Origin of the sequence: Microvirga massiliensis, from assembly GCF_001006805.1 — a bacterium.
GTDB lineage: Bacteria > Pseudomonadota > Alphaproteobacteria > Rhizobiales > Beijerinckiaceae > Microvirga > Microvirga massiliensis.
In genome coordinates this window covers 147366-163484 of the sequence record NZ_LN811358.1, presented here as the reverse complement: position 1 = coordinate 163484, position 16119 = coordinate 147366, and the positions used below count along the sequence as shown (strand labels likewise).

The following is a 16119-nucleotide window of genomic DNA, read 5'->3' as shown; positions in this document are numbered from 1 at the left end:
GGGTCATGAACGGCATCTCGCGGCCGCTGTTCGGCTGGGTCTCGGACCACATCGGGCGTGAGCGCACGATGTTCATCGCCTTTGCGCTCGAGGGGGTCGGGATCATCGCGCTCGGCACCTTCGGGCACAACCCGTGGGCGTTCCTGATCCTGAGCGGGGTGGTGTTCCTGGCCTGGGGCGAGGTCTACAGCCTGTTCAGCGCGACGGCCGCCGACACCTTCGGGACCAAGCACGTCGGCAAGATCTACGGCGTGCTCTACTGCGCGAAGGGCGTGGCGGCGCTGCTGGTGCCGATCGGCAACCTCCTCATGGAGGCGACCGGCACCTGGTCGACGGTGCTCTACACGGTGGCCTCGCTGGACCTGATCGCGGCGCTCTCGGCCCTGTTCATCCTCAGGCCAATGCTCGTGCAGCACCACACCGGCAGGAACCCGCTCGCCCGGGCAGGAGAACCTTCTGCGGCATAGTCCGGCTACCATCGACACAACTCTCGGCAGGCTTTTCGCCTGCCTTTTTCTTTGTACGAACGACATCGATGATGCGAGCGGCTTGCGCCGTGCGGCAGGCGAGCGAATCTTTCGTCAACTGAAGATGCCCGAGTTCGGGACACACGCTTGATTCGACGAACCGGGAATGACGTGCCCTTTCGTCTGCGCCTTCACCTGATCTCAGCAGTTGCAGCGGCTCTGTCGGAAGCTCCCAGACACTCCAGGTCCAGCAGAAACGGCTACGCTAAGAATGTGAGGCTGCCGCGGTATCCTGGAACCTCGAAATCATTTGTCCGTTGACCGGGGGCTTACAAGCCCATGGAGCGTCCTTCACGACCGCGACGCTGCATCCCAAAGTCAGGAGACGGTTCATGAAGAAGTCGATGATTCTTGCTGCCTTTCTTGCATCCGTGGCAGTGCCCGCGGCAGCCCAGATGGCGCCTGCGGCTCCGATGATGGCTCCCCTCGACCAGAGCACCTTCCGACAGATGGCACTGGCGTCGGATGCCTTTGAAATCGCGTCGAGCCAGCTTGCGCTCGAGCGCAGCCGTAATCCCAGGGTCCGGGCCTTCGCGCAGCAGATGATCGCCGATCACGCCGCTTCATCCCAGGCGTTGAATGCCGGCCAGCCGGTTTATGGCGCTGGTGGCCAGATCCTTCCCGGCGCGGTCGGTACGACTCTTGCGGGTGCCGGAATCGGCGCTCTGGTCGGTGGCCCCGTCGGCGCGGCCGTTGGTGCCGGAATCGGTGCGACGGCAGGAACGGCCGCGACGGCACCAGGCCCGGCGACGGCCGGCGGCACCGCGGCGGGCACTCTGACCGGCGCAGGCATTGGAGCGCTGGCGGGCGGACCGGTCGGTGCAGCCGTCGGTGCTGGAATCGGAGCAACGGCCGGAGCGACGGCCGGCGCCACCGCCGAAACCACGGGATCGATCGGCGGTGCGCCAGTGCAGACGGCCGTGCCGCTCGATCCCCGCAAGGCGGCGATGCTGAACCAGCTCGCATCGGCAACCGGTCGGCGCTTCGATCGCCTCTATGGTGACATGCAGCGTCAGGCGCACCGCGAGGCCATCGCGTTGTTCAGCACCTATGCTCAGTCTGGCCAAGCACCCGCCATGGTGAACTTCGCGCAGCAGGCGCTGCCGCATCTCGAGATGCATTACGCCGAAGCCCGTCGTCTCCCGTAAGGCTGAGCCGCGGGCGCGGGCGCGCCTTCTCGATATCCAGGGCCTGCTCACACCGTGAGCAGGCCTTTCTCACCCGTGGTCCCGCACGATAAACTGCTCGACCTCCGTCCGACGCGGCAGCGGCGCGACGCCCCCCTTCCCGAGTGTCGAAAGAGCAGCGGCCGCATTGGCATAGGCTGCGGCCGCAAAGGGGTCTCCGACGCGCAGCCACTCGGCCAGGAAGGCGCCGCCGAACGCATCGCCTGCACCGGTCGCATCGACAGCCTCGACGGGCCGCGCGGGGATGACCTCGAGCCGCCCGTTCACGGCCACCATGGTGCCCGCCATTCCCATAGTCAGAGCCACGATCGAGCAGCCGAGACCGAGATAGGCGGCACAGATATCCTCCGGTCGATCGAGCCCGGTCAGTTGGCGCGCATCGTCGAGCCCGGGCCGCGCGACGTCGGAGAGAGCCAGGGCCGCATGGATGGTGGCGCGCGCGCGATCAAGCGGCCAGAGCCGAAGCCTCAGATTCGTGTCGTAGCTGACTGTCGTGCCGCATGCTTTTGCGTGCCGGATCGCGGCGAAGACCGCGTCTGCACAGGAGGCCGAAATTCCCTGGCTGATTCCGGTCACGTGCAGAACCTTGGCCGCGGCAATCTGGGCTTGCGGGATGTCCTCCGGGGTCACGAGACTCGCGGCGGATCCAGCACGGGCATAGGAGAACTCGTGCCCGGCCGTGCCATAGCTGATGAAATACACGCCCGTCCGGCCGCCAGGGCGCTGGATGACGGTGCTTCGGTCCACACCTTCCGCATCCCACAAGGACAGGAAGCGTCTCCCGAACGCATCGTCGCCGACGGCCGTGAAAATTCCGCTCCTGGCGCCCTGTCGGGCCGCCGCAATGGCTGCGTTCGAGGCGTCGCCGCCAAATCCCGGCAGGAAGAGATGTTCGCCATTCCGCTCCACCTCGGCGAATTCCATGAGAGGTTCGCCGAAGGCGAGAATGTCGAGAGTCTTCACCGCACGGCCCTCGGTATCGCATCGAGGATTTCCGGGCCGGCGGAGGGCACCACCTTTCCGGGATTCAGGATGCCCTGCGGATCGAGCGCAGCCTTGACGGCGCGCATGAGATCGATCGCGACCGGATCCTTGTAGTGCACGAGTTCGTCGCGCTTGATCAGCCCGACGCCGTGCTCGGCCGCGATGGAGCCGCCCATCTCGTGCACGATGTCGTGGATGATCCGGTTGAAGCGGCCCCATTCGGCGATGAAGGCTGCCTTGTCCATGCCGACCGGCTGGCTGAGATTGAAATGCACGTTGCCGTCCCCGACGTGCCCGAAGGCACAGACCCTCAGGCCGGGCATGGCGGCCTCGCATGCCGCGGAGGCCGCGTCGATGAAGTCGGCCACTCGGGACACGGGAACCGCGACGTCATGCTTGATCGATCCGCCTTCCTGACGTTGCACCTCGGACAGGCTTTCCCGCAGATGCCAGAGCGCGTTCGCCTGCGCCTCGCTCGCAGCGATCGTCGCGTCCTGGATCAGTCCGTCCTCGAGTGCTGCCCCGAGAATCGTCTCGAGCGCTTCGGCGAGGTCCGCATGATCCTGCGGCGACGACAGCTCGATCAGAGCGTATCCCGGATACTCCGATTCCAGTGGCCGGACGGCGCCGGGCGCATGCCGGAGCACCATTTCGAGGCCGAACCGCGGGATGTATTCGAAGGCGGTGAGCTGGTCTCCATGGGCCGCGCGCAGTCGCTCGAACAGGGTGAGAGCCGCATGCGGCGTGTCGACGGCAACGAAGGCGGTCGCGCGCAGGCGCGGTTTCGGGAACAGCTTCAAGACGGCTGCCGTGATGATACCGAGCGTTCCTTCCGACCCGATGAAGAGATGCTTCAGGTCGTAGCCAGTATTGTCCTTGCGGAGTCCCTTGAGCCCGTTCCAGATCCGCCCGTCGGCGAGGACCACCTCGAGCCCGAGGGTGAGCTCGCGCGCATTGCCGTAGCGCAGGACCGCGGTTCCGCCGGCATTGGTCGCCAGGTTGCCACCGATCCGGCACGAGCCCTCGGAGCCAAGCGATAGGGGGAAAAACGCGCCGGCGGCATCGGCGGCCTCCTGGACGCGCGCGAGAATGCAGCCCGCTTCGACCGTCATGGTGGCGTTGACCGGATCGACGGCGCGAACCCGGTCGAGGCGCGCCAGCGAAAGCACGATGCCGCCAAAGGGCACACCGCCTCCGACGAGACCCGTATTCCCGCTCTGCGCGACGATCGGGACACCCGCGCGGGCGCAGATCCGAACGACCTCCGCGACCTCCTCGGTCGAGCCCGGCCGGGCCACCGCGAGGGCCTCCCCTCGATAAAGGCCCCGTTCCTCGACGAGGTAGGGGGCCATGTCGGTCTCGGCGCTCAAAACATGCTTCTCGCCAATTGCCGCGGCGAGGTCGGGTAGGATATCGCGTTTCGGGGCGTGAATCGTCATCGGACCGGATTGCAAGGCGTCCCTGTTTCGCGCCTTGCGCGCGCCCTTGCAAGGTCACTTTGGAGAGATTGGTGGAAGCTTTATCGGAATCGTGGCTCGAACTGGGAGCCCTCTTTCTCTCCGCCTTCGTCTCGGCGACCATCCTGCCCGGCACCTCGGAGGCGGTCCTGATCGGCGTGCTTGCCACGGCGAGCGCCGCAGTCTGGGCCGCGGTCGGCATCGCGACGATCGGCAACCTGCTGGGCAGCATGCTGAACTGGGCGATCGGGAAATACCTCGCGAGCTTCCGCGACCACAAGCGCTTTCCGGTCTCCCCGGAGAAGATCGCCAAGGCCGAGGCTCTCTATGCAAAATACGGGATCTGGACCCTGCTCCTCTCCTGGCTTCCGCTCTTTGGCGACGCGTTGACGATCGTGGCCGGCCTCCTGCGCGCACCGCTCTGGATTTTCATCCTGTTCGTCACGATCGCCAAAGGCGCCCGCTACGCGGCCGTCGCCGGTGCGGTCGGATTGGGGCTCAGCTTCTGGAAGTGAGCAACTCCCCGTCATTGCGAGCCGCGGGCGAGGTGGTTCATTCTGAGACAGAGGCCTGGATTGCTTCAATTCGTTTGCACTGAAGGCAGTGGGTCCGGCACTACACCGTTTTCCGGCAGTGCTCCTGGCGCTTTCACGCCCTCCTGGTCATTGCGGTTGGAGTGAAGCCATCCAGGAGCGCATCCGTCGACGGGTAGATTGCTTCGCCTGCGGCTCGCAAAGACGGTGAGGCGGCGGAAAGGGCAGTGCATCACGCCTGCGGCTCGTAATGGCGAATACGACCTCCTCTAACTTCTCTTGCGATACACCAGCAGCGACTCGAACATGCCAAGACGCTCGACATCGCGATGCTTCTCCCATGCAGCGACCACATCCTTTGCGCTGTGATCGGCGCGATCATATGCATAGGAACTCGGGAAGAAGAGAATGTGCCCATCGATGCGTGTGCGGTCCGTCAGGAGGTTCGTGACGTCGAGATCGGTCAGCGCGTCATAGGCATCGTTCTTTTCACCGCGAAATTCGCAGAGATGGAATAGCGTCACGACGTCGAATTCGGGCAGCAGCTTCGGATTCAGCATGTAGATGTCGCCGAACACAACGTTGTAGAATTCGAGGATTTCGGGGCGTTCGATCGCAAGCTCGATATAGGTCTCGTATTCCTGCGGAGCCGCCGTGATGCCGAGCACAGCGTTGCGCCGTTCCGGGCGGGCGCATTCGATTCCGACGAGATGATGCCCGCCGGTTCCGAAATGATAGATCGTCTTGTCCCGGATCCCGTTGGCGTCGAGCCACTCCACAAAGTGAACGTCACACGGACAATCGTCCGGCCGAAAATCCCAATAGGCGTCCCAATAATGCATCTTCCCGTCGCCGGCCGTCATGGGCCTCGCTCCGGGATTTCATGCTGTGCCTGCGAGGTTGGCGCTGCCTCCGTCACTCGGGCGCTTGGCGCCCGGGTGACGGAGGACACTCTGCGTTGCACCACAGAGGCGAACATCATCGATCAAGCCTTCAGGTGATGATCGACGGCGATGCACGCCCAGTATGCGCCTCGATATCCGCAATTGCGTTTGCAGCAGCCGCGACCGGCGCAAGAACATCGGCGGTGGCGGCTCCGTGCCGGCCAGGGTCCTTCTCGAAGCGCTCGAGATAGACGCGCAATGTCGCTCCGACTGTTCCGGTCCCGGACAGGCGGAATACGGCACGGGCATCCTCGCGAAACAGAATGCGGATGCCCTGGCTCGAAGTCACCGATCCGTCGACCGGGTCGGTATAGGCGAAATCATCGCAAGCCTCGACCGTGAGCCCCGCGTAGCTCTGGCCCGGGAGAGTCGACAGCCGCTCGCGCAGCGACGCCGTCAGGCCCTGCGCCGCCGCTGCGTCGACCTCCTCGTAGTCGTGGCGGGCATAGTAGTCCCGGCCGAAGGTTGCCCAATGCTCGCGCACGATCGCATCCGCACGCTTGCCCGTGACCGCCAGGATGTTCAGCCACAGGAGGACGGCCCAGACGCCGTCCTTCTCCCGCACGTGGTTCGAGCCGGTTCCCGCGCTCTCCTCGCCGCACAGGGTGATGAGGCCTTCATCGAGGAGATTGGCGAAATATTTCCAGCCCGTGGGCGTCTCGTAGCAGGCAATTCCGAGCCGCTCGGCAACCCGGTCCACCGCCCGGCTCGTCGGCATCGACCGAGCGACGCCGGCAAGCCCGGAGCGGTAGCCGGGCGCGAGGTGAGCCTGCGCCGTCAAGATCGCGAGGCTGTCGCTCGGGGTCACGAAGAGACCGGGAGCCACGATCATGTTCCGGTCCCCGTCCCCATCGGAGGCCGCGCCGAAATCGGGAGCGTCCGGCCCGTTCATCAGGGAGATGAGGTCCGCCGCATGGACCGGATTGGGATCCGGGTGATGCCCTCCGAAATCGGGCAGCGGCTTGCCGTTCATCACCGTGCCGGCCGGGGCGCCGAGGCACTCTTCCAGAATGGCCTTGGCATATGGGCCCGTCACCGCGCTCATGGCATCGAAGCGCATGCGGAACCCCGATGCGAAGAGTGCCGCGATGCGTTCGAAATCGATCAGTGTTTCCATGAGCGCGACATAATCCGCCACCGGATCGACCACCTCGATCGTCGCATCGCCGAGCTTGACCTCTCCGAGCCGGTCGAGGTCGAGGTCGGGTGCATCGACGATCCGGTAGCGGTCGATCACCTTTGTCCGGGCATAGATCGCGTCCGTGACTGATTCCGGCGCCGGACCGCCGTGGGAAACGTTGAACTTGATCCCGAAATCGCCCTGCGGACCGCCCGGGTTATGACTGGCCGAGAGGACGACCCCGCCGATCGCCTTTCTCTTCCGGATGATGCATGAGGCGGCCGGCGTCGAAAAAAGTCCTCCACGCCCGACGATGATCCGCGCGAAACCGTTCGCAGCCGCCATCTTCAGGGTCGTCTGGATGACCTCCCGGTTGAAGTAGCGCCCGTCTCCGCCGACGACGAGGGTCGCGCCCTGCCGGTTCTCGATGCAATCGAAGATCGACTGGACGAAGTTCTCGACGTATCGCGGTTGCTGGAAAGCCGACACCTTCTTGCGCAGGCCCGAGGTCCCGGGCTTCTGATCGTCGAATGGTGTGGTTGCGACCTGGCGTATCGTCATGAACTGATTCCTTGTGGCGGGTCCCGGAAGGATCTCGGGCGCCGGATCTACCGAACAAGGGCCTGCTCTTCCAGGAGAACGCACGTGTCCGGTTTCGGTGCCGAGGAGCGCCTCCGGGAATGTTTGGTGGCCGGCGTCGTTTGAGCTACCAATCTTCCCTTGGGGGGCTCATCGCGCCGGGAAACGCCAGGAGCGGACCATGACCTTCATCAGAGCCATCGCAATTGCGTTGTGCGGGACGGCGCTCGCCGCGTCGGCTGCTCTCGCACAGGCCAAGAAGTGGGAGACTGTCAGAATCGCGACCGAGGGGGCCTATGCGCCCTGGAACATGACGGCTCCGGGAGGCAAGCTCGAAGGGTTCGAGATCGACCTCGCAAACGATCTCTGCGCCCGCATGAAAGTGAAATGCGAGATCGTCGCCCAGGATTGGGACGGGATCATCCCGGCGCTGTCGGCGAAGAAATACGACGCCATCATGGCGGGCATGAGCATCACGGACGAGCGCCTGAAGGTGATCAACTTCTCGGTCCCCTATGCGAACGATCCGAATGCCTTCGGAGTCGCCAAGGACTCGCCGCTCGCCAAGATGCCCGGCACCGGACAGCGCTACAGCCTCAACACCCAGGAAGCCGAAGCCCTCAAGGCCATCGAAGCCATCAAGCCCATCCTCAAGGGCAAGACGATCGGCGTGCAGACTTCGACGACGCATGCGAACTTCGCCGAGAAATACCTGAAGGACACCGTCGAGATCCGCGAATACAAGTCCACGGAGGCCCATGATCTCGATCTCGCTGCCGGCCGCATCGACGCCATTCTCGCGGATTCGGCAACGGTCCGGGGAACGCTCGCGAAGCCGGAATTCAAGGATTACGTGCTCGTCGGGCCGGGCTTCACGGGCGGGGTGCTGGGCCGCGGCGTCGGCGTTGGCCTCCGCAAGGACGACACGGACCTGAAGCAGATGTTCGACGAGGCCATCAAGGCTGCGATCGCCGATGGCACCGTCAAGAACCTGTCGGAGAAGTGGTTCAAGGGCGACCTCACCCCGCAGAGCTGAGGCCGTCCGGAGCCGGGCGCGCTTCAGGCGCCCGGCCCTGCCCTCACACGTCCCCGGAGGAGACGATGTTTCGCCGGAACTGCGGCGGCACTTGCCAGCGTCGTGCCTTTGCGCGTTAGTTGAAACCGCAGAGGCGACCCTGCGAGGCCGCCCCGGCGGAATACCGCAACAGCGACAGGGGTTCGTCATGAGGAGGATATTCAAGGCACTGGGCCTCGGGCTCGTCGGTCTGTCCCTCGCGGCCGGCGGCGCCCTCGCACAAGGCAAGAAATGGGAAACCGTCCGGATCGCGACCGAAGGCGCCTACGCGCCCTACAATTTCACCGGGCCGGGCGGCAAGCTCGAAGGGTTCGAGATCGATCTCGCCAACGATCTCTGCAGACGCATGAAGGTGAAATGCGAGATCATCGCTCAGGATTGGGACGGCATCGTTCCGGCGCTCAATGCCGGGAAATACGATGCGATCATGGCTGGGATGAACATCACTGAAAAGCGCCTTGAAGTGATGAACTTCTCCGTTCCCTATGCGGCGACACCACATGGCTGGGGCGTCATGAAGGGTTCGCCGCTGGCGAAACTGGAGGGCGCCGGCAAGGTGTTCAGCCTTGACACGGAAGCCGACGCTGCGAAGAAGGTCATCGAGGACTGGAAACCGCTCCTGAAGGGAAAGACCGTGGGCGTCCAGGGCTCGACCACGAATTCCGCCTTCCTGGATAAATACCTCAATGGCACCATCGAGATCCGTGAATACAAGACGACGGAACAGCACGATCTTGATCTCGCTGCGGGCCGCATTGATGCGATCTTCGCAGGCCACGGCGCGATCGTCGCAACCATCGAGAAGCCCGAGTTCAAGGACATGATCATCGCCGGCGCGGGACTGCGCGGCGACGTGCTCGGACGCGGCGTCGCGACTGCGATGCGCAAGCAGGATCCCGAACTCAAGGCGATGTTCGACGAGGCCATCAAGGCAGCAGCTGCGGACGGCACGATCGCGACCCTTTCGAAGAAATGGTTCAAGATCGATGCGACGCCGCCGCAATCCTCGTAGAGCAGCATGGCGCAAGCTCACCGAAGACATGAACCCAGGGTCCGCGCGTGTTCGCCCGATCGCGCGGATCCTCGAGAGCAATTCCAGTTCGTCGTCGCGTATGCGAGAGGAACAACCAGAAGAGCTGATTCCAGGACAACGGAAACAGCTCTGAACCAAGAGCCGATCTTGCGCTTCGCCACACGATCAGTCTTCCCGATCCGTCACGGATCGCCGCTCCGGTTGAGCCACGCAGCGTGCAGCAATTCTCGACCTTCGAGCTTCTAGGGTTCGGCCCCAACGGCTGGGGCTTCGCGCTCCTGCGAGCCGCTGGGATGACGCTTGCCGTGGCGATCTGCGGATTTCTCGCGGGTGCCGTCATCGGCACGCTGGTCGCCTGGGCGAAACTCTCGCACAGCCGGATCGCTCGGGTGATCGCCGACACCTATACGACCGTGCTGCGCGGTGTCCCGGATCTCCTCATCATCTACCTGTTCTACTTTGGCGGCAGCGCGGCGCTGGGTGCGATCGGTGCGCTGTTCGGAGCGACTGGCTTCATCGGGGTGCCCGCCTTTGCGACGGGAGCCCTGGCGATCGGTGTCGTCTCGGGCGCCTATCAGGCAGAGGTTTACCGCGGTTCATATCAGATGCTCAGCCGCGGTGAGCTCGAAGCAGCACGGTCCGTCGGAATGCACCGCTGGTTGATGTTTCGCCGGATCGTGGCACCGCAGGTGCTGCGTTATGCAATTCCCGGCCTCGGCAATGTCTGGCAGCTCATCCTCAAGGAATCGGCGCTCATTTCGGTCACGGGACTCGTCGAGCTCCTACGCCAGTCGCAGATCGCGGCCGGCTCGACACGCCGTCCCTTCGATTTCTATCTCGCCGCGGCGGCGCTGTACCTCGTGATCACCTGGGTTTCGACCCTGTTGTTCCGACGCGCCGAGGAGCATTCGATGCGCGGCATCCGGAGGCCCGTGTGATGCATGACCTCGATCACAGCGCCACTGCCCGATGCACCGGGGGACAATCACGGTTCGGGAGGAACATCTGATGGACTTCGCATTCATGGCGGAGACGTTCTGGAGCCTCCTCAGGGGCGCTCCTCTGACGCTTAACCTTGCAGCCACGTCCGTCGCTCTCGGCGCCGCCTTCGCGATGCTGCTCGCGCTCATGCGGATGTCGGGAATCGCGCCGCTCGATCTCACCGCACGCGCCTACATCTTCGTGTTCCGGGGAACGCCGCTGCTCGTTCAGATCTTCCTCATCTATTATGGCCTTGGACAGTTTCGGCCGACTCTGCAGGAATGGGGCCTGTGGACCTTCTTCCGCGAGCCCTATTGGTGCGCTGTTCTGGCACTCACCCTGAACACGGGCGCCTATGCTGCCGAGATCATCCGGGGCGGCTTGCAAGCCGTGCCGGCAAACCAGGTCGAGGCCGCGCGCGCGTGCGGGATGTCCGGCTTCCTGCTCTTTCGGCGCATCATCTTTCCGATCGCCGTGCGGCAGGCGCTGCCGGCCTACGGCAACGAGATCATTCTCATGGTGAAGGCCACGTCGCTTGCGTCGATCATCACCCTGATGGAGATCACGGGCATCGCGTACAAGCTGATCTCCCAGACCTTCCGCGCCGTCGAGATCTTCATCGTCGCCGGCGCGATCTACCTTGTTCTGAACTTCCTGGTGACGCGCGCGATTCAGGCGATCGAATGGTGGCTGTCGCCGCATCTTCGCGGCGCTCCTGTGCCGGCGCCGCGTCTCGATGCAGCCCATGTTTGACGGAGTACGTCTTGCCTGACGCCACGCCCGCCGTATCGGTCCATGACCTCCGTAAACGTTTCGGTGCCCTCGAGGTGCTTCGCGGCATTTCGCTCGACGCCTGCGAAGGAGACGTGATCTCGATTCTGGGTGCTTCGGGCTCCGGGAAGTCCACGTTCCTGCGTTGCATCAACATGCTGGAGGTGCCGGATTCCGGCGAGATCCGCATCGGTGGCGAGGAGATCCGGCTTCGCCGTGGCCGGCGCGGCATGGAGCCTGCCGACCGCGCCCAGGTGGATCGCCTGCGCTCGCGCGTTGCGATGGTCTTCCAGAGCTTCAACCTGTGGTCGCACATGACCGTGCTCGAGAACGTGATCGAGGCGCCGGTCCACGTGCAGAAGCGGCCGAAGGCGGAATGCATCACAGAAGCGGAAGCGCTGCTCGCGAAAGTCGGCATCGCAGAGAAGCGGAACCAGTATCCGTCTCATCTGTCCGGCGGCCAGCAACAGCGCGCCGCCATTGCGCGCGCGCTCGCGATGCATCCCAAGGTCATGTTGTTCGACGAACCCACATCGGCCCTCGACCCGGAACTCGTCGGCGAAGTCCTGCGCGTCATGCGCGCTCTCGCGGAGGAAGGACGAACGATGCTCGTCGTGACGCACGAGATGAGCTTCGCCCGCGACGTCTCCAACCGCGTGATCTTCCTTCACCAAGGCATCGTGGAGGAGGATGGAATGCCGACGGAAGTCTTCGCCGCCCCGAAATCGGAGCGCTTCCGTCAGTTCATTTCAAAGCATCGGTGAGAGAGTGTGAGAGGGAGAACGTCGCATTTCTCCCTCACCCGCCCTTTCGGGGCAACCCCTCCTACGAGAGGGAATGTACATTTGGGTTCGTTCTGCCAAATTGGGGTGACCTCTCCCGCCAGGGGAGAGGTGACGTGTCGGCTGCTGCGCAGCCGGGTGAGGGTGGCAGCGCCGACGTTTGTCGAGCGAGCGCTTAAAACCTGCGTTCACCCAATCTCGTCGCCTGTCCCTCGATCTCGACCGGGCCACGTTTCAGGTGTTCGAGGACGATCCGCAGGTTGCGTTCGTTGGCCTTGAACACGAAGTCGAAGGCATCACCGGCGAGCGGAATCGCACCGATCGCGGTGTCGACCGCGAGATTTCCGACCATGCGTGCAATCTTCCACTTCGGAAGTCCGAGCTGACGCGCTTCCCAGATGATGTAGCTCGCCAATGCGGCTGATATTGCATCGCCGATCCCTGGCACGAGACCCAGGATGGCGTCGATGCCGACGCGGCGGTTGATGCCCGGAATCAGGAAGGCGCTGTCGAGCAACCTTGCAAGCGTCGTGATGCGTGTAATCGAATCGGCGCGCGTCGGTCCCGCTGCCTTGATGGCCTCGAAAACACCGGTGCGTGTCGCGTTCATTCCGTATCGTCTCCCGGCCGTCGGAGTGACGGCACAACGAGAGGTGATGTGGCCCCGGTGCAGCCCCCTCGCAAGACTCCGCGGCGAAATCCTTCGAGCTCAGATTCGTCCGACTCGAAGTGAGAGCGGAAACCGCACGGTCCGATGCGCATCCGCCGGCCAAGCGGCGAAGAGCGCTCGCTTGAAATCCTCGATCGGCGCATGTCCGAGGGACTTTTCCGCTGCGCGCACGGCGGACCACGTGTCCACGTAGCCGAAGAAATCGTCGCGGGACCAGGAGACCTCGATCGCCAGGGCCGGAGCGGCAAGCTCCGCGAAGGGGAATGGAAGGGAACGGTAGCCCTCTTCCACGTGGCGACGTTCGGGCGGCCAGTAGGGGCCGACAACATCGTGATAGAAGCCGAGGATCAGGGGATCGAGTTCCCGGTCGACCGTCAGAATCCCATAGGTCACGAGGGTGATGATACCTCCGGGCCGCAGGATGCGCCGCACTTCCTCGTAGAAGCTCGACAGTTCGAACCAATGCGCCGCTTGGGCGACGGTGACGAGATCGGCGCTGCCGTCCTCGAGACCGGATCGTTCGGCCGGAGCAACACGGTATTCGACGCCCGGATGCGGCTCGGCCTCTTCGATCTGGCGGGCGCTCGCGTCCGTTGCGATCACATGCCGGAAGCGCCAGGCGAGGAGAACCGAGAGCTGCCCGGTCCCGCAGCCTGCATCGAGCGCGAGCTCATGCCCAGGCGCCTGCTCGGCCAGGAAGTCGACGAGGGCATCCGGATAGCGCGGACGATGCGCCGCGTAGCCGGCTGCCGAGGCGGAGAAGTAATCCTTGAACGTGGCCATGCGCTCGTTGCCCGGCTAAGCTCTCAGACGAGGACCGGTTGGGCCGTCTGGGCGCCGACCTCGAAGACACGCTTGTAGCGTTCGATCTCAGCCGGAGGGCCCATGGCCTTGGTGGGATTGTCGGAGAGCTTGACGGTCGGCCGGCCGTTGGCGGAGATAACCTTGCAGACGATCGAGATGGGCGCCAGCACATCCCCTCGGGTGAGGCCTCGAAAGTCGTTCGTCAAAAGCGTTCCCCAGCCATAGCCGATGCGCATGCGGCTGTAGAAGCGGCGGTGGATCTCGATGATCTTGTCGTCGTCGAGTCCGTCCGAGAAGATTGCGAGCTTCTCGCGCGGGTTCTGCCCCCTGGACCGCCACCACGCGATGGCCTCCTCGCCGCCCTCGAACGGATCCTTGGAGTCGATCCGGATCCCGGTCCATCGAGTGACCCAGTCCGGGGCTCTGTGTAGGAATCCCGCAGTTCCGTAGGTGTCGGGCAGGATCACGAGAAGGTTGCCGTCGTAATCCTCCTGCCAGTCCCGCAGGACGTCATAGGGCGCCTGGGCGAGTTCCTCGTCCGAGTCCGCGAGGGCCGCGTAGACCATCGGGAGCTCGTGGGCATTTGTCCCCACAGCCTCCACCTCCCGGCGGAGCGCGATGAGGCAGTTCGAGGTGCCCAGGAATGCGGGGCCGAGCCCCTCGATCATGGCCTGCACGCACCAGTCCTGCCAGAGAAACCCGTGCCGCCGCCTGGTTCCGAAATCCGAAACAGACAGTTCCGGCAGCGTCTTCATCCGCTGAATCTTCTCCCAGACACGGGTCATCGCCTGGGCATAGAGCACCTCCAGCTCGAACTTGCCCATGCCCTTGAGCACGCCGCGGGACCGCAACTCGTTCAGGATAGCGAGCGCCGGGATCTCCCACATCGTGGTTTCGATCCACGGTCCGTGGAAGGTGAGGATATACTGTCCGTTCTCCTTCTCGAGGAGATATTCCGGGAAACGAAAGGACTCCAGCCAGGCGACGAACTCCGGCGAGAACATCTGCCGCTTGCCGTAGAAGGTGTTCCCGCGCAGCCAGGTGGACTCGCCGCGGGTCAGCGAGAGCGTCCGCACATGGTCGAGCTGCTCGCGCAGCTCACCGGCATCGATGATGTCGGCAAGGCGAACCTGGGTGGTGCGATTCTGAATTCCGAACGTGACCTGGACGTCGCGGTGGCGCCGAAAGATCGATTGCGCCATAAGGAGCTTGTAGAAATCCGTGTCGAGCACCGACCGGATGATCGGATCGATCTTCCAGGTGTGGTTGTAGACCCGGGTCGCGATATCGACCAACGTAACCCTCCTCGTCCGACCTTGGCGGACAGGGCGGGCACCTTACAGAACCGCTCCCCGGGGTGGAAGACCGAGTCGGCCAATGGTCCGCACGGATCCTCTGGCGCAGGCTCTCGCTCCCGGTTCGTGGTGTGTCGGCTTGCCGACCGATACGCAGCTTGGCGCTGAGGGACGTCGCACCCCGACGTGGATGCCGGGCCAGCCTCACCGGCCCGGCATTGCTTCGGGACCCCTATCGTGCCGGGGCGTCCTCCAGCTTGACGTTGGCTTCCTTGACGACCTTGCCCCACCGGGCGATCTCGGAGCTCACGAAGGCGCCGAATTCCGCCCCGGTCAGAGTCGGGATGGCGGATCCCTGGCGGGCCCAGGCTTCCTGGATAGCGGGCGCCTGCAGAGCGGTCCGTAGCTCTTTGATCATCCTTTCGACGATCGGAGCCGGCGTGCCTTTGGGCGCCCAGAGTGCGTAAAAGGTCGAGACCTCGTAGCCCGGCACGCCCGCCTCGGCGGCCGTCGGCACATCCGGGAAGGCTTTCACACGCTCCGGCGCTGCCACGGCGAGCGCCTTGATGCCGCCACCGGAGATCTGGGCGGCCGAGCTGCCGAGACCATCGAAGGCCATGTCGATCTGTCCCGCCAGGAGATCCTGCATGGCCGGACCGGCCCCGCGATACGGCACGTGAACGATGTCCGTGCCGGTCAGAAGCTTGAACAACTCGCCCGCAAGGTGGTGCGCCGTGCCGGCGCCGGCCGAGCCGTAGTTCAGTTTGCCCGGATTTGCCTTGGCATAGGCGACGAGCTCTGGAAGCGTTTTGGCCGTCACCCTTTGCGGATGCACCACGACCACGTGCGGCACCTGCGAGATGATGCCGATCGGCACGAAATCCTTCTGCAGATCGTAAGTGAGGTTGGGATAGATGGCGGGCGCAATGACATGATGGGTCGCTCCCACGAAGAAGGTATAGCCGTCCGATTCGGCCCTGGCCGCCGACGCGGCTCCCGTGTTGCCCCCGGCCCCTGCCCGGTTCTCGACGATGACGCGCGTTCCGAGCTGGCTGTCGAGCTGCTGGGCAAGAGGTCTCGCGAAGGCGTCGGTGCCGCCGCCCGCGGCAAAGGGGACGATGAGCGAAATGTTTCTGCGTGGCCATTCCTGGGCGGTTGCCGGAGCTGCCGTCAGGGCCATGGCTGCAAGGGCGAGGAATTTTGTGATGGTTCGATTCAAGGCGTCTCTCTCGGGTGCCCGCTCCTGGCGTTCCGCGATCGGACCGCCCTGCGGGTTCGCCGGGATGTTACTTGGCTCGAACCGTACTGCAAGGCTTGCCGATCCTGGTACGCCGGCAGATCTTCGACGGTCTGCCGCCAGCCACAGCCTTCTGATAT

16 protein-coding genes are annotated in these 16119 nt (G+C 64.3%); 8 read left to right on the top strand and 8 right to left on the bottom strand.

From position 1 onward, the window contains the following. On the top strand, positions 1-467 hold a 467-nt coding region (locus BN1233_RS24925; protein ID WP_046866326.1), incomplete at its 5' end, for an MFS transporter. A gap of 392 nt (positions 468-859) precedes the next feature. Then, positions 860-1675, top strand: coding sequence for a DUF4142 domain-containing protein (locus BN1233_RS24920; RefSeq protein WP_046866325.1), 816 nt, complete (start codon positions 860-862; stop codon positions 1673-1675). 69 nt (positions 1676-1744) lie between these two features. On the opposite strand, the gene BN1233_RS24915 is transcribed toward BN1233_RS24920, so the two are convergent. Further along, positions 1745-2677, bottom strand: a complete 933-nt coding sequence (locus BN1233_RS24915; RefSeq protein ID WP_244470736.1) for a sugar kinase — start codon at positions 2675-2677, stop codon at positions 1745-1747. Beyond that, a complete protein-coding gene (locus BN1233_RS24910; RefSeq protein ID WP_046866324.1) occupies positions 2674-4137 on the bottom strand; it encodes an FAD-binding oxidoreductase in 1464 nt (487 codons plus the stop codon). The genes BN1233_RS24915 and BN1233_RS24910 overlap by 4 nt, the downstream gene beginning before the upstream one ends. 71 nt (positions 4138-4208) lie before the next feature. Between BN1233_RS24910 and BN1233_RS24905 the strand changes: the two genes are divergently transcribed. After that, positions 4209-4670 (top strand): YqaA family protein, encoded by a 462-nt coding sequence (locus BN1233_RS24905; RefSeq protein WP_046866323.1) that lies wholly within the window; start codon positions 4209-4211, stop codon positions 4668-4670. A gap of 287 nt (positions 4671-4957) precedes the next feature. Here BN1233_RS24905 and BN1233_RS24900 read toward each other — a convergent pair whose 3' ends face one another. After that, positions 4958-5551 carry a hypothetical protein gene (locus BN1233_RS24900; protein ID WP_048708255.1) on the bottom strand — a complete coding sequence of 198 codons (594 nt, stop codon included), beginning with the start codon at positions 5549-5551 and terminating at the stop codon, positions 4958-4960. A 130-nt stretch (positions 5552-5681) separates the two neighbouring features. Then, positions 5682-7313 carry an alpha-D-glucose phosphate-specific phosphoglucomutase gene (locus BN1233_RS24895; RefSeq protein WP_046866322.1) on the bottom strand — a complete coding sequence of 544 codons (1632 nt, stop codon included), beginning with the start codon at positions 7311-7313 and terminating at the stop codon, positions 5682-5684. A 199-nt stretch (positions 7314-7512) separates the two neighbouring features. On the opposite strand from BN1233_RS24895, the gene BN1233_RS24890 reads away from it, so the two are divergent. The 5 genes from BN1233_RS24890 (at position 7513) to BN1233_RS24870 (ending at position 11955) form a co-directional block, all read left to right on the top strand. Then, positions 7513-8367 carry a lysine/arginine/ornithine ABC transporter substrate-binding protein gene (locus tag BN1233_RS24890; protein ID WP_046866321.1) on the top strand — a complete coding sequence of 285 codons (855 nt, stop codon included), beginning with the start codon at positions 7513-7515 and terminating at the stop codon, positions 8365-8367. Between the two features lie 187 nt (positions 8368-8554). Continuing rightward, positions 8555-9418 carry a transporter substrate-binding domain-containing protein gene (locus tag BN1233_RS24885; RefSeq protein ID WP_046866320.1) on the top strand — a complete coding sequence of 288 codons (864 nt, stop codon included), beginning with the start codon at positions 8555-8557 and terminating at the stop codon, positions 9416-9418. Between the two features lie 236 nt (positions 9419-9654). Beyond that, a complete protein-coding gene (locus BN1233_RS24880; RefSeq protein ID WP_046866319.1) occupies positions 9655-10377 on the top strand; it encodes an ABC transporter permease in 723 nt (240 codons plus the stop codon). 70 nt (positions 10378-10447) lie between these two features. Next, on the top strand, positions 10448-11173 hold the full coding sequence (locus BN1233_RS24875) for an ABC transporter permease (protein WP_046866318.1): 726 nt from the start codon (positions 10448-10450) through the stop codon (positions 11171-11173). An 11-nt stretch (positions 11174-11184) separates the two neighbouring features. Then, a complete protein-coding gene (locus BN1233_RS24870) occupies positions 11185-11955 on the top strand; it encodes an ABC transporter ATP-binding protein (RefSeq protein WP_046866317.1) in 771 nt (256 codons plus the stop codon). 193 nt (positions 11956-12148) lie between these two features. On the opposite strand, the gene BN1233_RS24865 is transcribed toward BN1233_RS24870, so the two are convergent. The 4 genes from BN1233_RS24865 to BN1233_RS24850 form a co-directional block, all read right to left on the bottom strand. Beyond that, entirely contained in the window at positions 12149-12583 is a 435-nt protein-coding gene (locus BN1233_RS24865; protein ID WP_052763923.1) for a DUF4112 domain-containing protein, read from the bottom strand. Between the two features lie 99 nt (positions 12584-12682). Further along, complete coding sequence (locus BN1233_RS24860) at positions 12683-13426, bottom strand: class I SAM-dependent methyltransferase (protein WP_046866316.1); 744 nt, start codon at positions 13424-13426, stop codon at positions 12683-12685. A gap of 23 nt (positions 13427-13449) precedes the next feature. Next, positions 13450-14742 (bottom strand): nicotinate phosphoribosyltransferase, encoded by a 1293-nt coding sequence (pncB, locus tag BN1233_RS24855; RefSeq protein ID WP_046866315.1) that lies wholly within the window; start codon positions 14740-14742, stop codon positions 13450-13452. Positions 14743-14974: 232 nt separating this feature from the next. Beyond that, positions 14975-16119, bottom strand: a 1145-nt coding sequence (locus BN1233_RS24850; protein WP_342341667.1) for a Bug family tripartite tricarboxylate transporter substrate binding protein, incomplete at its 5' end; no start/stop codon positions are given.

Bases quoted from the DNA above. Each gene is read 5' to 3' on its own strand.
- BN1233_RS24875 (WP_046866318.1), top strand. From the start codon at position 10,448: ATGGACTTCGCATTCATGGCGGAGACGTTCTGGAGCCTCCTCAGGGGC.
- BN1233_RS24900 (WP_048708255.1), bottom strand. From the start codon at position 5,551: ATGACGGCCGGCGACGGGAAGATGCATTATTGGGACGCCTATTGGGAT.
- BN1233_RS24895 (WP_046866322.1), bottom strand. From the start codon at position 7,313: ATGACGATACGCCAGGTCGCAACCACACCATTCGACGATCAGAAGCCC.
- BN1233_RS24885 (WP_046866320.1), top strand. From the start codon at position 8,555: ATGAGGAGGATATTCAAGGCACTGGGCCTCGGGCTCGTCGGTCTGTCC.
- BN1233_RS24920 (WP_046866325.1), top strand. From the start codon at position 860: ATGAAGAAGTCGATGATTCTTGCTGCCTTTCTTGCATCCGTGGCAGTG.
- BN1233_RS24890 (WP_046866321.1), top strand. From the start codon at position 7,513: ATGACCTTCATCAGAGCCATCGCAATTGCGTTGTGCGGGACGGCGCTC.
- BN1233_RS24860 (WP_046866316.1), bottom strand. From the start codon at position 13,426: ATGGCCACGTTCAAGGATTACTTCTCCGCCTCGGCAGCCGGCTACGCG.
- BN1233_RS24865 (WP_052763923.1), bottom strand. From the start codon at position 12,583: ATGAACGCGACACGCACCGGTGTTTTCGAGGCCATCAAGGCAGCGGGA.
- BN1233_RS24910 (WP_046866324.1), bottom strand. From the start codon at position 4,137: ATGACGATTCACGCCCCGAAACGCGATATCCTACCCGACCTCGCCGCG.